The organism is Pseudomonas sp. MWU13-3659 (assembly GCF_023757525.1).
GTDB classification, from domain to species: Bacteria; Pseudomonadota; Gammaproteobacteria; order Pseudomonadales; family Pseudomonadaceae; genus Aquipseudomonas; species Aquipseudomonas entomophila_E.
Map to the genome: position 1 here is coordinate 228,815 of NZ_JAMSHW010000004.1, position 13,896 is coordinate 242,710.

Consider the following 13,896-nt stretch of genomic DNA (forward strand, 5'->3'; position numbering starts at 1 on the left):
GCTCGATCTCATCGGCGCTACAAGGCTGATGCCAAGCCCCTGTCCGCCCCAACGCGGTCTTTCCCGCCCCGAACCATCAGATTTAACCGCTTTCTTGTAGTCCCTTTCCCAAAAGATAATGCGCGCGCCGTTTTTCCGTTGCGGTGGCAATCAGTGCCCTCTAGTCTCGCCGGGTCGCTGCAATCAGCGACGCGACTTTGACAGGTCGCGATGAACTGTATGCGTACGGTCTGCCCTCAATGGTGGCTGTGCGTAGGGCACGTTCGCGTGCGCCGGTCTTCTCAGTTCCTCCGGTCTGTCAACCTACGCACAGCTGCCCATCCCGCTCATTTCCAGCCCCCCGGCTCGATGCTCGTGCTGGCTGCTTTGCACGAGATGGAAACGGTGAAGGCCCTGCTGGATTCGGCGCTGGCCCAAGTGCAGGCGACCCTGTACTGATGGTTGAAACACCCACTTCAAGGAGTTCCCCATGACACCGGAAGACCCCAACACCACCGTCGGCCAGACCCGCTTCTTCCAGGGTGAAAACAACACCCAACCGCTGTTCTGCATCGAGCCCGGCATCCCATGCCGGCACGCCCGCGAGCAATCCTCCGAACTGATGGACTGCGTGCGCCACCGGGTGATGGAGAACGACCAACGCATGGTCTGGGCGGCCCACTACCTGGGCGCCTTGGCCAAGGCGCTGATGGATGATGCCGAGCTGGGCATGGTGCATTGATACTTGGGGCTGCTTTGCAGCCCATCGCGGGTAAACCCGCTCCTACAGGGATTGCGGTCACCACAGATCCTGTAGGAGCGGGTTTACCCGCGATGGGCCGCGCAGCGGCCCCAAGTGCCCACCCCCCGCCATCGGGGAATCCCGCTGGGGCCTGCTCCCCAACTTTCTCGCATTGCTTCTCCAACCCACTGATCCAAAAGCACTTCATCAGTGGCACAACGCTTGCTACTCCCTCCACAGAACCCTAGGCCCCCGTGGAGGTGCAGCATGGTCATCCCGCTCGAAGGTGCCGCTCCGTGCGCGCCGCATCCAACCCCTCACCACCGAGGCGCGCCAACATGAGCGGCAAGGTGCGCCCGGCCTACCTGGGGCTGCTGATCGGCCTGGCGCTGATCGGCCTGGGGGTGGCCTACGAAAAACTCTGGTGCGACCCCCGCGAGCTTTTGCAGGAAACCACCGATCCCTCGGCCGAGCGCCGCCTCAGCCGCGACGGTGTGACCGTTGAGTTCGAGGCCAGCCCCCTGGCCGGCAGTGAGTTGCGCGAAGGCGATTTCGCCAACATCCGCTTCAAGGTCAGCGATCAGAGCAGCGGCCAGCCGCTGTCGGGCATGGCCCCCGGCGCCTGGCTGGACCCGGCCCAATCGGCGCCGCCCGGCGACCGTGACAGCAGCTGCAAGGCGCGGGTGGCGCTGTTTCTCAAAAGCAGCATCGGCGCGCGGCCACTGCTGGACCTGAACAGCTACTTCCTGCTGGTGCTGAACAAGGACGCCAGCCTCACGGTGATCGACCCGACCGTCTCGGTGGGCGGCGTCACCAGCACCCTGGCGCGCATCGATCTGCCGGGCCGGCCCATGGACTGGGTGGCCACCGGCGATGACAAGCAGGTGTTCGTGTCGATGCCCGAGCGCGGCCAGGTGGCGCTGATCGACACCGAGACCTTCCGCCGCGTGGCCCTCCTCGAAGCTGGCGCGCAGCCGTTGCGGGTGGCGCTGCAACCCGACCAGCGCCTGCTGTGGGTGGGCAACAACAGCGACGACCCGGCCAAGGGCGGGGTGACGGTGATCGATGTGCCCAGCCGCACCACGCTGAAGTCGTTCAGCACGGGTTCCGGGCACCACGAGATCGCCTTCAGCGCTGACTCACGCTTCGCCTTCGTCAGCAACCGCGATGCCGGCACCCTGAGCGTGATCGACATCACCGAGATGCGCCTGGCCAAGACCCTCGAGGTGGGCCCGCAGCCCTTGTCGGTGGCTTACTCGCCACTGTCCCAGGCGGTGTACGTGATCGATGGCCAGGAAGGCACGGTGCGGGTGATCGACGCCCGCAGCCACCAGCCACGGCACACGGTCAAGGCCGAGCAGGGCCTGGGGCCGATGCGCTTCAGCGGCGACGGGCGCTTCGGCGTGGTGCTCAACACCCTGGAAAACCAGGCACTGGTGATCGATGCCAGCACCGACCGGTTGATCCACCGTATCCCGGTGGCCGCCGAGCCGTACCAGCTGACCTTCACCAAGGCCTATGCCTATGTGCGCGGCCTGGCTTCGCCGAAGGTGAGCATGATCAACCTGGCCAGCCTCGGCCAGGGCCGCACGCCGATCGTGCAGGGTTTCGAGGCCGGCCCCGCCGCGCCGCGCCAGGCGGGTGACTTGCCGCTGGCCCAGGGGCTGAGCGTGTCCCGGGACGACAATGCGGTGTTCGTGGTCAACCCGGTGGACAACACCACCTACTTCTACGCCGAGGGCATGAACGCGCCGATGTCCGGCTACAACAACCGTGGCCACCAGGCCCGCGCGGCGATCGTCATCGACCGCAGCCTGCGCGAGGTGGCGCCCGGGGTGTATGGCTCGACGGTGAGGCTGCCGGCGGCTGGCACCTTCGACGTGGCGTTCCTGCTCAACCAGCCGCAGATCATCCATTGCTTCAGCACCGTGGTGGCGGCACTGCCCCAGGCCAGCGGGCACAAGGCCGTGCGCGCCGAGTTCATCGGTATCGACCGGCCGTTGCTGCAGCACAGCCCGTTCATGGCGCGGGTGCGCATCCTGGGTGAGGACGGCAAGCCGCGCACCGGGCTCGGCGACTTGAGCCTGCGCTACTTCCTGGCGCCCTCGTCGCTGCCGCGCAACCTGCCGCTCGACGAAGTGGGCGAGGGCGAGTACCAGGCCGCGTTGACACTGCCCGAGGCCGGCGCCTGGTACCTGCATGTGCAGTCGCCGAGCCTGGGGCGCAAGTTCGCCGAAGAAAACTACACCAGCCTGCGGGTCCTGCCGGCCACCGCGGCGCCTACCGCTTCCCAAGGGGAACCCAGGAGTGTGCGATGAATACCCAGCTGATTGCCCTGAGCCTGCTGCTGGCCAGCCAGTTGACCCTGGCCCACGGTGGGCACGATCACGGTGGACAGCCCGCGCCACCGCCAGCAGCCCACCAGGAAAAGGCCAGCGTGCGCTTTGCCGATGTGTCGCTGCTCGACCAGGACGGCATGCCGGTGCGCCTGGAGAAGGACCTGGTGGGCGACCGCCTGGTGGTGATGGGCTTCATCTACACCAGTTGCACCACGGTGTGCCCGGTAGTCTCCTCGATCATGGGCAAGGTCCAGCAGCAGTTGGGCGGGCGGGTGGGCGAGGAAATCCGCCTGGTGTCGATCAGCGTCGACCCGCAGCGTGACGACACCAAGCGCCTGGCCAGCTATGCCCGGGCCTTCCAGCACGGGCCGGGCTGGAGCTGGCTGACTGGCTCGCCCTATGCGATCAGCGAGACGCTCAAGGGCCTGGGCAGCTTCAGCGCCAACCTCAGCGAGCACCCGCCGCTGATCCTGGTGGGTGATGGCCGCACTGGGCACTGGACGCGCTATTACGGCTTTACCGACCCCAATGTGCTGATCACCGAGCTCAACCGCCTCAGTGCACGGCGGGTGCACGCCAAGACCACGGCCATCGCCGGCCAGGAGGTGCAGCCATGAGCAGCTTGAGCCCACGCCCTGCGGGCATGCGCAGCTTCGACTGGGTGGTGCTGGTGGCCTGTCTGTGGATCCTCGCCTCGGTGGCCTATGCCCACGAAGGCCATGCCCCGACGCCGCAACCCGCGCCCCAGGCCATGGTCAGCGGCGGCGGTACGCGTGATGCGCAGGCCTGGTTCACCGACACCGTGCTCAAGGACCAGAACGGCCGCGAGCTGCGCTTCTACAGCGATGTGCTCAAGGACAAGGTGGTGATGCTCAATGTGATGTTCACCCACTGCAACGATGCCTGCCCGCTGATCACCCGCAAGTTGCGTGAAGTGCGCGAGGCCATGGGCGCGGAACTGGCGGCGCAGGTGACCTTCGTCTCGGTGAGCAGCGACCCGCTCAACGACACCCCCGAAGCGCTCAAGGCCTTTGCCGTGAAGCAGGGCGTGGACGGGCCCAACTGGGTGTTCCTGACCGGCGACAAGGCCAGCGTCGACCTGGTACTGGGGCGCCTGGGGCAGTTCCTGCCCAGCCCGGAGCAGCACTCGACGCAACTGATTGCCGGGGATGTGGCGGGCAAGCGCTGGAGCAAGATTCGCCCCGACGCGCCGCCTGCGGCCATTGCCCAGCGCATGCAACTTCTGACGCAACCCCTGGCCGGGCGGTAGCTTCGTCATGAACGCACATCTCCTTGTAGGAGCGGGCTTGTCCCGCGATCGGCCGCAAGGCGGCCGCAAACCAGGCGACACCGACCCGTCAGCGGGAACGCACGTGCCGCCTTCGCGGGGCAAGCCCGCTCCTACAGGGGGCTTGTGTGGGCTGCTGATAGGGTTGTGCCTGTGCTTCCCGGCACTGGCACTGGAACTGACCGAACAGGAACAGGCCGGCAAACGCCTCTATCGCGAAGGCGTGTCCAGCAGCGACGCCCAATTGCTGGCCCGGGTCGGTGCCAGCGGCATGACGGTGCCCGCCAGCGTGCTGCCTTGTTCCAGTTGCCATGGCAACGACGGGCGTGGCCGCAGCGAAGGCGGGGTGCGACCGCCGAGCCTTGACTGGCAGCGCCTAGCCCTCGGGCCTGGCGTGCGCGAAACCAACAGCCGACGTTACCCGGCCTACACCGAGGCCAGCCTGGCACGGGTCATCCACAGTGGCATCGACCCCGCCGGCAACCGCCTGGACCCGGCCATGCCGCGCTTCGACCTGAGCATGGCCGACCAGCGCAACCTCACCGCCTATCTCAAACGTCTGGGTGAGGAGCGCGACCCTGGCGTGGAAGAGGGCGTCCTGCGCTTGGGCACGCTACTGCCCGAAAGCGGCCCCCTGGCCGAGGCTGGTCGGGTGGTACGGGCGGTGCTGGAAGATGGTGTCGCGCAGATCAACCAGCAGGGTGGCGTGCATGGGCGGCGCTTGCAGCTGGTTGCGCTGGACCCGGGGTACGATCCGGCCAGCACCGGGCAGGCCTTGAACACGCTGTTGCGCCAGGAGCAGGTGTTCGCCTTGATCGCGCCACTGGCACCTCAGCTCGACAGTGCCACGCTGGCCCGGGAAGGCATGCCCCTGGTGGGCAGCACGCCGCGTGACGGCGGTGGTGCGCAGGTGTTCGACCCGCTGCCTTCGCTGCCCGAGCAGTTGCTCAGCCTGGCGGTGCATGCCCGTGATGGGCTCGGCATGCCCACCGATGCCTTGCAGGTGGTCTATGCCGGTGAGGACCAGGCGGCGGCTGCCACTGCGTTGCTGATGCGCTTGCGCAGCCTGGGTTTTGCCGTGCCTGAGGCGCAAGTATTCAACGGTCAGGCACCGAGCGGTGAGGGCATTCTTTTCCTCGGTCGTGCTGCGGCTTTTGCCGAACTGGCCGAGGCCCTACAAAAGCAGGGGCGAACACCGTACTTGTTCGCCGCTTCCAGCCAGGTGGCCAGTGTTGTGCCGACGTTTTCGGTGCAGTGGTCGCAGCAGCTGTTGCTGGCGTATCCGTTCGTCCCAGGTGATTGGACGGACACCGGCCGGGCGACGCTGGCCGGCGTTCGGCAACGCCAAGGGCTGGATGCCAGGCAGGCATCGTTGCAGGTCGGCACTCTGTGTGCCTGGCGGTTGCTGACCGAAGCGTTGAAGCGCATCGGGCGGGACGCCAGCCGTGAGCAATTGATCGCCGCCCTGGAGCAATTGCACACGGTCGAAACCGGCCTCACGCCACCCCTGGGCTTTGGCCCGGGGCGGCGCCAGGGCATGGCCGGTGCCCATGTGGTGGCGGTGAGTTTGCCGGGGCCCGGGTTCACCGAGGTTGCGCCATATCGTCCTGTGCCGGAGGCGCCATGAATGGGGCCTGTAGGAGCGGCTTCAGCCGCGATGAATCCAACACGGTGCAGGGCACCCGCTGCGCGGGTGATCGCGGCTGAAGCCGCTCCTACAAGGGCCGTACAGATCAATGGGTTGAGAGGAGGCTGCCATGCGTATCCTGCTGCTGTGCCTGCTGTTGGGCGTCACCCCGGCCATTCTCGCCGACGTCCCTGTGGCCCGGGTGAATGGCGTGGAGATCGGCGCGCTGCGCCTGGAGCGCTATTTCACCGAATACCTGCAAGCCCAGGGGCGGGCGGTGGCGAGCATCCGCAACCCCAACCTGTACCAGCGCCTGCGCGAGCAGGCCCTGGACGAGTTGATCGACAAGGAACTGCTGTGGCAGGAAGCGCGCCGGCAAGGCATCGTCATCGACGATGAGCAGGTGAGGGCGCGGCTCGCCGAAGTCGAGACTGCTTTCGGCAGCCCGGCGGTGTTCGCCCGCCGCCTGGAAGACGCAGGCTTCGATCGCGACAGCTTCGCTGACTACACTCGACATGAGATGGCCGCCCAGGAAGCGTTCGCACGGCTGACCGTGGTCGACGAGCCCAGTGCCGCCGAGATCGATGCCTTCCAGCAAAGACTGCAAGGGACGCAGAACCAAAGTGATAATACTTCTGTCTTACCGGAACAGGGCCAGCGCCAGGCCAGGGACGCGCTCGTCGCGCAACTGCAGGCCCAGGCCCGCCAGGCCGTGCGCCAACGTTTGCGCGAATCCGCTACAGTGGAGCGCGCTGACTGAGCGATCTGCCAAGGCGTTGCCCCAACAGTGGGGAAAGCGGGCTTGGCCAAATGCCATCACTTCCCCGGTTATGGGGGAGTGCGCGCCCGCAGGCCTTGGGCGATATAAAAATTTCGATAAGAAACAGTTAGTTGGATGTGGTGCGCATTAACCCTTCATGCCTGGCACGAAGCCTGCTCAAGCCTCTACAAGGCCGCACTTCGCAGACCGGGAGACCGGGCAGTTCATGGGAGTGGACCTTGGTGAACAGAGTATTGGTAGTCGATGACGAACAGACCCTTGCGCAGAACCTGCAGGCGTATCTGCAAGCGCAAGGCCTGGAAGTCCACGTCGCCCACGACGGTGCCAGTGGTATCGGCCAGGCTGAAACCCTGGCACCGGATGTGATCGTGCTGGACTATCGCTTGCCCGACATGGAGGGGTTTCAGGTCCTGGAGACCGTGCGCAGGAACAGGCCGTGCCATTTCGTGCTGATCACCGCCCACCCGACCGTCGAGGTCCGTGAGCGGGCCGCCGAGCTGGGTGTAAGCCACGTCCTGTTCAAGCCGTTCCCGCTGATGGAACTGGCCCGCGCGATCTTCGACCTGATGGGCATCGAGCGCCAGCGCAGGGCCACGGACCGCCCGGCCGAGGGTTTCGTCGAACGACGCCAGAACAGGAACGAGTCGTTCCCCTTGCAGTTGTACGATGGCAGCTGGGTCCTGGCCGACCGCCGACGCAACGGTGGCCAGCCCCCCGAACCTGACGACGACCAACTGCTCACCGGGGAATAGCGGCGCCCGCGGCCACTCCCCCGGCCTGCGACGCGCCCCTGAGCGGAGTCGCAGGCCATGTCCCAGGCATTCGATACAGAGGCACAGCAAGCGCAGGGCTACGCCCGCGATCTCCTGAACCAGGCCCGCGCCCAGGCAGGTGAAGACCGCCTGCTGACCCACCTCGAACGCCTTGCCGGCGAACCGCCCGCCACCTTCACCCAACGCCTGGCCGCCACCCTGCATTACCCGGTACTCGACACCCAGGCCCTGTTCGCCAGCAAGCCAGCCTTTGATCGGGTCAGCCTGGCCCAGTGCCTGAAACACGAATGCGCTCTGGTCGAACACGAAGGGCAACTGGTCGGTGTGTTCGCCGACCCCTTCGACAGTGCCCGCCTGGCCTGGATCGACGACTGCCTGCAGGGCGCGCCGCTGTACCTGGCCCATGCCGCCGACCTGGCGGCGTTCCTGGCGCGTCACGAAGAGAGCTTCCACGCCGTCGATACCCTCGACAGCAACGCTGAGGCCGGCACTGACGCCGACCCGCTGCAACGCCTGTCGCTGACCAGCATCAGCGAAGACCAGAGCCGGGTGGTCAAGCTGGTCAACGCGACCCTCTACGACGCCCTCAAGCAGCACGCCAGCGACATCCACCTGGGCATGACCGGCCAGGGCCTGACCATCAAGTACCGCATCGACGGCGTGCTCAACGGCGCCGGCAAGGCCAGCGGCAGCGCCTTCGCCGAGCAGGTGATCTCGCGGATCAAGGTGATGGCCGAGCTGGATATCGGCGAGAAGCGCATCCCCCAGGACGGCCGCTTCAAGGTGGCCATCGGCGAGCGCCAGATCGACTTCCGCGTGTCGATCATGCCGAGCATCTTCGGCGAGGACGCGGTGCTGCGGGTGCTCGACAAGCAGGACCTTTCGGACAAGGTCAGCGGCGTGCAGTTGCAGGCCCTGGGCTTCGAGGAACACACCTTGCGCGCGCTGCGCCGCCTGGCCAGCGAGCCCTACGGCATGATCCTGGTCACCGGCCCCACCGGCAGCGGCAAGACCACCACGCTGTACGCCATGCTCAGCGAGATCAACCGCGGCGTCGACAAGATCATCACCATCGAGGACCCGGTCGAGTACCAGTTACCCGGGGTGCTGCAGATCCCGGTCAACGAGAAGAAGGGCCTGACCTTCGCCCGCGGCCTGCGCTCGATCCTGCGCCACGACCCGGACAAGATCCTGGTCGGCGAGATCCGCGACCCGGACACCGCGCAGATTGCCGTGCAGTCGGCGCTCACCGGGCACCTGGTGTTCACCACCATCCACGCCAACAACGTGTTCGACGTGATCGGCCGCTTCAGCCAGATGCAGGTCGACCCCTACAGCTTCGTCTCGGCGCTCAACGCCGTGCTGGCCCAGCGCCTGGTGCGCCTGGCCTGCCCGCACTGCGCGGTGGCCTGCGTGCCGGACGACGAACTGCTCGCGGCCTCGGGGCTGAGCCGTGACGCGGTGGAGGGTTGGCGGTTCATGCGCGCCCAGGGCTGCGGCCAGTGCCGCGGCAGCGGTTACCGTGGGCGCAGCGCCATCGCCGAACTGCTGCACCTGGACGACGACCTGCGGCAGACGATCGTCGAACGCCGACCCCTGGCGCAGATCCGCCAGCTGGCCTGCCAGCGCGGCCTGCGCCTGCTGCGGGCCTCGGCCCTGGACCTGGTCCGTGCGGGCCGCACCACGCTTGAGGAGATCAACCGTGTCACATTCATTGCCTGATCACTATTGCGCCGTGCTCGGCGCCGAGGGTGTCGGCCTGGGCGGCTGGCACGGTCGCCATCATCACTGGCTGGGCAGCCGCCCGTTCGACTGCCAGGCGGCGCAACCGGCCTGGGGTGCGGCGCTCGCCGCCCTCGACGAACTGCTCGCCGCGCACCCGGTAAAAGGGGGGCAACTGCGGGTGTTGCTGTCGGCGCGCTTCAGCCGCTTCTGCCTGGTGCCCTGGAGCGCTGCCATCGCCACGCCCCGTGAGCTGGACACCTATGCCAGGGCTTGTTTCGAACAGCTCTACGGGCAGCCACTGGATGACTGGCGCATCGTGCTGTCGCCGGAGCCTGCCGGTGCCGCACGGATCGCCACGGCACTGCCTGAGGCGCTGTTGCAGGGCTTGCGCGAACTGGGCCGGGAGCGCCGCTTGAGCGTGCGTTCGGTACAGCCTTACCTGATGGCCGCCTACAACCGCTGCGCGGCACAGATGGCGCAGGGGGATTTCCTCTTCGTGCTCGCCGAGCCACGCCGCAGCGTGCTGTTGCTGGCCGCCGACGGCGTCTGGCAACAGGTGCTGGCCCAGGGCTGCGCCGACACCGACCAGGCCCTGCAAGCGTTGATCGCGCGTACCTGCGAGCTGTACGGCGGGCAACCGCCACGGGTCTACCTGCATGCGCCCGGGCGGCAGGCGGTCGCGGATATCGGTGCGGTGCAGCTGTGCCCGCCGGCCGCCGAGGCCGATCCGCTGTGCGCCATGTGGCGGGCGGTGGCCTGACATGCGCCGCCTCGACCTGGAATTCCAACCCCGGCGCAACGGTTCGCTGGCCTGGGCGCTGCTGGCCCTGGGGGGCGCCGCGCTGGCGGTACTGGTGCTGGCCCAGCAACAGCTGGTGAGCGAGCAGACGGGCCTGGAAGCCCGTGTGCACCAGCTGGAACTGCAACTCGGCCGCCGCCCGGCCAGCGCCGCGCCACACAGCAGCGCGGTGGTCCGCGAGCAGGCCGAGCGCCTGGCGCAGATGCGCAGCGTATCGCAGCAGCTGCAACGGCCCTGGCAGCAGCTGTTCGCCATGCTCGAGGCGATGCCTCAGGAGGATGTGGCGTTGCTCAGCCTCACCCCCGATGCGCGCAAGGGGCAGGTGCGTATCACCGCCGAGGCCCGCGACCTGGAGGCCATGTTGCAGTACCACCAGCGCCTGGAGCGCAGCGAAGAGCTGTCGGATGTGTCGCTGCTCAACCACGAGATCGTCGCCGGCCAGGCCGAGCATCCGGTGCGTTTCAACCTTACCGCCACCTGGGAGACCGGCCATGCGCGTCCCTAGCCTGATCCTGCATGAGGCCGTCCAGCGCCTGGGGCGCGTGGGGCTGGCCGCGATCTTGATGGCCCTGCTGGTCGTGGCAGTGGCCCTGGCCTGGGTGCTGCCGCTGTGGCAGCAGGTGCGCGAGCTGCGCGCCAGTGAGGCGGACGCCAGCGTCCAGGTGCTGCGCCTGGCGCGTGGCGAGCTGAAGGTCCAGGTGCAGCCTGAGCAACAGGCGCTGGACGATCTGCGCCAGCAACTGCCTGGCCAGCCCCAGGCCAGCGAGTTGATCGAACGCCTGTACCGGCTGGCCGAGGCCGAGCGCATCAGCCTGGCGCGTGGTGAATACGCTTTGGGCGTCGACCCCAAGACCCAGCTGGCGCGTTACCAGATCGTCCTGCCGGTGCGCGGCAGCTACCCGCAGATCCGCGGGTTTCTCAAGGCGTTGCTGGGCCAGTTGCCGACCCTGGTGCTGGAAGACCTGGAGCTGCAACGCAAGCGGATCGGCGAGCGTGAACTCACTGGCCGGGTACGCATGACCCTTTACCTGTCGAGGTCGTGATGAACATTCAGCGCGTGGTGTCGTGGGGTGGGTTTCTTGGCTTGAGCGCGGTATTGGCTTGGGCGCCGGGGCATTGGTTCGATCTTGAGGGCGAGGTGGCGCCGTTCGCCGGCAAGCCGGCTCCTACAGGGAGCATGCAGCCTCTTGTAGGAGCCGGCTTGCCGGCGAACAAACCTCAACCCCCTTCGAAAGACCTGTTCCCGGCCCAGCAATGGACCCCTCCGCAAACCCTGGCCACCGTCACCGAACAACCCGTGGTCACCGCCCCCGTGGTAGCCGCCCCCACGGCGCCTGCGCTGCCGTTCCAGTTCGTCGGCCGCCTGGGCGACCGCGACGACCTGCAGGTGTTTCTGCAGAACGGCGAGAAGCTCTACGTCGTGCGCCAGGGCGACGTGATCGAAGACACCTACCGCCTCGACCGGGTCTCGGCCAGCGAGCTGAGCCTGGTCTACCTGCCACTGCACCAGCCACAGACCTTGTCTGTAGGGAGCGCACCATGAAGCCTTCGAAGTCTCCGTTCCTGCTGCTGGCCCTGTGCGTGGCCATCGGCGGATGTGGCTCCAGCGCCGTGCGCAAGGACAGCGCGGAACTGATGAAGGAGGGCCAGTACGAAGCCGGCATCGCCCGGCTCGAAGAGGCCCTGCGCGAGAACCCGCGCGACACCGAGCTGAACATCGCCCTGGCCCATGGCCGCCAGGCGGCGGTCGAGGCGCTGCTGGGCCAGGCTGACAGTGACCGTATCCGCCATGACTTCGCCGCGGCGCGCATGGGCTATGGGCGGGTGCTGACGATCGAGCCGAACAACCGCCGCGCGCAGGAGGGCATCCGCCAGTTGGAGCTGATCCGCACCCTCGACGAGCGTGTCGCCCTGGGCCAGGCGGCGTTGCGCCAGGGCGACCTGTTCGGCGCCGAGCGCTACATGCGCGAAGTGCTGCGCCTGGACCCGCAGAACCAGAAGGGGATCATGCTGCGCAGCGACATCGAAAACGTCCAGGCCCGCACCGCCCAGCCGTTCCCGCAGTTGCGCAGCAAACTGGAGCGCCCGGTCACCCTGGAGTTTCGCGACGCCAACCTGAAGACCATCTTCGAGGTGCTGGCCCAGGTCGCCGGGATCAACTTCATCTTCGACCGCGACCTGCGCCCGGACATGAAGGCCACCATCTTCGTGCGCGAAGTGCGCATCGAGGACGCTGTGGCGCTGCTGCTGGAGCAGAACCAGCTGCGCCAGAAGATCGTCAACGACAACACCCTGCTGGTCTACCCGGATTCGCCGCAGAAGACCAAGGACTACCAGGAACTGGTCATGCGCACCTTCTACCTGACCAGCATCGACGCCAACACCGCGATGAACATGCTCAAGACCATGCTCAAGACCCGTGATGTGTTCGTCGACGAGCGCCTCAACACCCTGACCATGCGCGACACCCCCGACGCGGTGCACATGGCCGAGAAGCTGCTGCAGTCCCAGGACCAGTCCAACCCCGAGGTGGTGCTGGAGGTGGAGGTGATGGAGGTGGCCACCTCGCGCATACTCGACCTGGGCCTGCAATGGCCCAACACCTTCGGCGTGCTGACCAGCGACGGCAAGTCGGTCAGCGTGCTCGACCAGTTGCGCGGCATCGACTCCAGCCGCATCAGCATCTCGCCGGCGCCGCAAGCCAAGATCAACGCCCAGGACAAGGACATCAACACCCTGGCCAGCCCGGTGATCCGGGTCAGCAACCGCGAGCAGGCGCGCATCCACATCGGCCAGCGGGTGCCGATCATCAGCGCAACCTCCGTGCCTTCCACCCAAGGGCCGGTGATCACCGAAAGCGTCACCTACCTCGATGTCGGCCTGAAGCTCGAAGTGCAGCCCACCGTGCACCTGAACAACGAGGTGGCGATCAAGGTGGCGCTGGAGGTGAGCAATGCCACGCCGCTGGAGGCCACCCGCCAGGGCACCATCCCGGTCCAGGTCGACACCCGCAACGCCCAGACCAGCCTGCGCCTGCACGACGGCGAGACCCAGGTGCTGGCCGGGCTGGTGCGCAACGACCACAACGCCAGCGGCAACAAGATCCCGGGGCTGGGGGACATTCCCGGCCTGGGCCGGCTGTTCGGCAGCAACAAGGACGACATGAGCAAGTCCGAGCTGGTGCTGGCGATCACCCCGCGCATCGTGCGCAACCTGCCGTACCAGAGCCCATCGGACATGGAGTTCGGCACCGGCACCGAGTCGAGCATGCAGGTCCGGCAGATGGCCCGGCCGTTGCCCGCGAGCGATGGCGATGCCCAACCGGGTAGCGTGCCCATGGTCGAGGGCCAGATGGCCGTGGTACCGCGGCCATGAAACGCCAGCAGGGCTTCAGCCTGATCGAGGTGGTGCTCACCCTGGCGCTGCTGGGCTTGCTCGCCAGCATGGCCGCGCCACTGACTGAGACCGTGGTGCGCCGCGGCAAGGAACAGCAGTTGCGCGAGGCCCTGTACCAGATCCGCGACGCCATCGACGCCTACAAGCGCGCCTTCGACGCCGGCTACATCGAGAAGCGCCTGAACGCCAGCGGCTATCCGCCGAGCCTGCAGGTGCTGGTCGAGGGCGTGCGCGACGTGCGCAGCGCCAAGGGCGCGCGGTTCTACTTCCTGCGGCGCATCCCCCACGACCCGCTGCGCCCGGCCAAGGCCGACGACCAGGGCGCCTGGGGGCTGCGCGCCTATGACAGCAGCGCCGACAACCCGCGCCAAGGCGAGGACGTGTTCGACGTGTATTCCACGGCCACGGGCAAAGGCCTGAATGGCATCCCCTACGGGCAATGGTGAC

General features: G+C 67.2%; 14 protein-coding genes. All 14 read left to right on the top strand.

The window, feature by feature from the left end; genetic code table 11:
- Positions 1 to 469: 469 nt before the first annotated feature.
- On the top strand, positions 470 to 721 hold the full coding sequence (locus NGM28_RS07900) for a DUF3077 domain-containing protein (RefSeq protein WP_252089581.1): 252 nt from the start codon (positions 470 to 472) through the stop codon (positions 719 to 721).
- 338 nt (positions 722 to 1,059) lie between these two features.
- Positions 1,060 to 3,039 carry a cytochrome D1 domain-containing protein gene (locus NGM28_RS07905; protein ID WP_252089582.1) on the top strand — a complete coding sequence of 660 codons (1,980 nt, stop codon included), beginning with the start codon at positions 1,060 to 1,062 and terminating at the stop codon, positions 3,037 to 3,039.
- Entirely contained in the window at positions 3,036 to 3,677 is a 642-nt protein-coding gene (locus NGM28_RS07910) for an SCO family protein (protein ID WP_252089584.1), read from the top strand. Before NGM28_RS07905 ends, NGM28_RS07910 begins: the two co-directional genes overlap by 4 nt.
- Entirely contained in the window at positions 3,674 to 4,330 is a 657-nt protein-coding gene (locus tag NGM28_RS07915) for an SCO family protein (protein ID WP_252089586.1), read from the top strand. Before NGM28_RS07910 ends, NGM28_RS07915 begins: the two co-directional genes overlap by 4 nt.
- 163 nt (positions 4,331 to 4,493) lie before the next feature.
- On the top strand, positions 4,494 to 5,975 hold the full coding sequence (locus NGM28_RS07920) for a cytochrome c/ABC transporter substrate-binding protein (RefSeq protein ID WP_502943840.1): 1,482 nt from the start codon (positions 4,494 to 4,496) through the stop codon (positions 5,973 to 5,975).
- A 130-nt stretch (positions 5,976 to 6,105) separates the two neighbouring features.
- Positions 6,106 to 6,735, top strand: coding sequence for a SurA N-terminal domain-containing protein (locus NGM28_RS07925; RefSeq protein WP_252089588.1), 630 nt, complete (start codon positions 6,106 to 6,108; stop codon positions 6,733 to 6,735).
- Positions 6,736 to 6,974: 239 nt separating this feature from the next.
- Positions 6,975 to 7,508: a response regulator gene (locus tag NGM28_RS07930; RefSeq protein WP_252089590.1), complete on the top strand. Its 534-nt coding sequence runs from the start codon at positions 6,975 to 6,977 to the stop codon at positions 7,506 to 7,508.
- Positions 7,509 to 7,565: 57 nt separating this feature from the next.
- The gene (locus NGM28_RS07935) at positions 7,566 to 9,251 is read left to right on the top strand and encodes a GspE/PulE family protein (RefSeq protein ID WP_252089591.1); all 1,686 of its coding nucleotides are present in this window, start codon (positions 7,566 to 7,568) and stop codon (positions 9,249 to 9,251) included.
- Entirely contained in the window at positions 9,232 to 10,014 is a 783-nt protein-coding gene (locus NGM28_RS07940) for a hypothetical protein (protein ID WP_252089593.1), read from the top strand. Before NGM28_RS07935 ends, NGM28_RS07940 begins: the two co-directional genes overlap by 20 nt.
- Before the next feature lies 1 nt (position 10,015).
- A complete protein-coding gene (locus tag NGM28_RS07945; RefSeq protein ID WP_240062930.1) occupies positions 10,016 to 10,558 on the top strand; it encodes a PilN domain-containing protein in 543 nt (180 codons plus the stop codon).
- On the top strand, positions 10,545 to 11,096 hold the full coding sequence (locus NGM28_RS07950; protein WP_240062929.1) for a GspMb/PilO family protein: 552 nt from the start codon (positions 10,545 to 10,547) through the stop codon (positions 11,094 to 11,096). Before NGM28_RS07945 ends, NGM28_RS07950 begins: the two co-directional genes overlap by 14 nt.
- Entirely contained in the window at positions 11,096 to 11,596 is a 501-nt protein-coding gene (locus NGM28_RS07955; protein ID WP_240062928.1) for a hypothetical protein, read from the top strand. The genes NGM28_RS07950 and NGM28_RS07955 overlap by 1 nt, the downstream gene beginning before the upstream one ends.
- The gene (locus NGM28_RS07960; RefSeq protein WP_252089595.1) at positions 11,593 to 13,428 is read left to right on the top strand and encodes a secretin GspD/PilQ domain-containing protein; all 1,836 of its coding nucleotides are present in this window, start codon (positions 11,593 to 11,595) and stop codon (positions 13,426 to 13,428) included. Before NGM28_RS07955 ends, NGM28_RS07960 begins: the two co-directional genes overlap by 4 nt.
- On the top strand, positions 13,425 to 13,895 hold the full coding sequence (locus tag NGM28_RS07965; RefSeq protein ID WP_240062926.1) for a type II secretion system protein: 471 nt from the start codon (positions 13,425 to 13,427) through the stop codon (positions 13,893 to 13,895). The genes NGM28_RS07960 and NGM28_RS07965 overlap by 4 nt, the downstream gene beginning before the upstream one ends.
- Position 13,896 lies beyond the last annotated feature (1 nt).

Excerpts from the sequence above, each read along its gene's own strand:
- NGM28_RS07900 (WP_252089581.1), top strand. The coding sequence starts at position 470 with ATGACACCGGAAGACCCCAACACCACCGTCGGCCAGACCCGCTTCTTC.
- NGM28_RS07905 (WP_252089582.1), top strand. The coding sequence starts at position 1,060 with ATGAGCGGCAAGGTGCGCCCGGCCTACCTGGGGCTGCTGATCGGCCTG.
- NGM28_RS07910 (WP_252089584.1), top strand. The coding sequence starts at position 3,036 with ATGAATACCCAGCTGATTGCCCTGAGCCTGCTGCTGGCCAGCCAGTTG.
- NGM28_RS07915 (WP_252089586.1), top strand. The coding sequence starts at position 3,674 with ATGAGCAGCTTGAGCCCACGCCCTGCGGGCATGCGCAGCTTCGACTGG.
- NGM28_RS07925 (WP_252089588.1), top strand. The coding sequence starts at position 6,106 with ATGCGTATCCTGCTGCTGTGCCTGCTGTTGGGCGTCACCCCGGCCATT.
- NGM28_RS07935 (WP_252089591.1), top strand. The coding sequence starts at position 7,566 with ATGTCCCAGGCATTCGATACAGAGGCACAGCAAGCGCAGGGCTACGCC.
- NGM28_RS07945 (WP_240062930.1), top strand. The coding sequence starts at position 10,016 with ATGCGCCGCCTCGACCTGGAATTCCAACCCCGGCGCAACGGTTCGCTG.
- NGM28_RS07950 (WP_240062929.1), top strand. The coding sequence starts at position 10,545 with ATGCGCGTCCCTAGCCTGATCCTGCATGAGGCCGTCCAGCGCCTGGGG.
- NGM28_RS07955 (WP_240062928.1), top strand. The coding sequence starts at position 11,096 with ATGAACATTCAGCGCGTGGTGTCGTGGGGTGGGTTTCTTGGCTTGAGC.
- NGM28_RS07960 (WP_252089595.1), top strand. The coding sequence starts at position 11,593 with ATGAAGCCTTCGAAGTCTCCGTTCCTGCTGCTGGCCCTGTGCGTGGCC.
- NGM28_RS07965 (WP_240062926.1), top strand. The coding sequence starts at position 13,425 with ATGAAACGCCAGCAGGGCTTCAGCCTGATCGAGGTGGTGCTCACCCTG.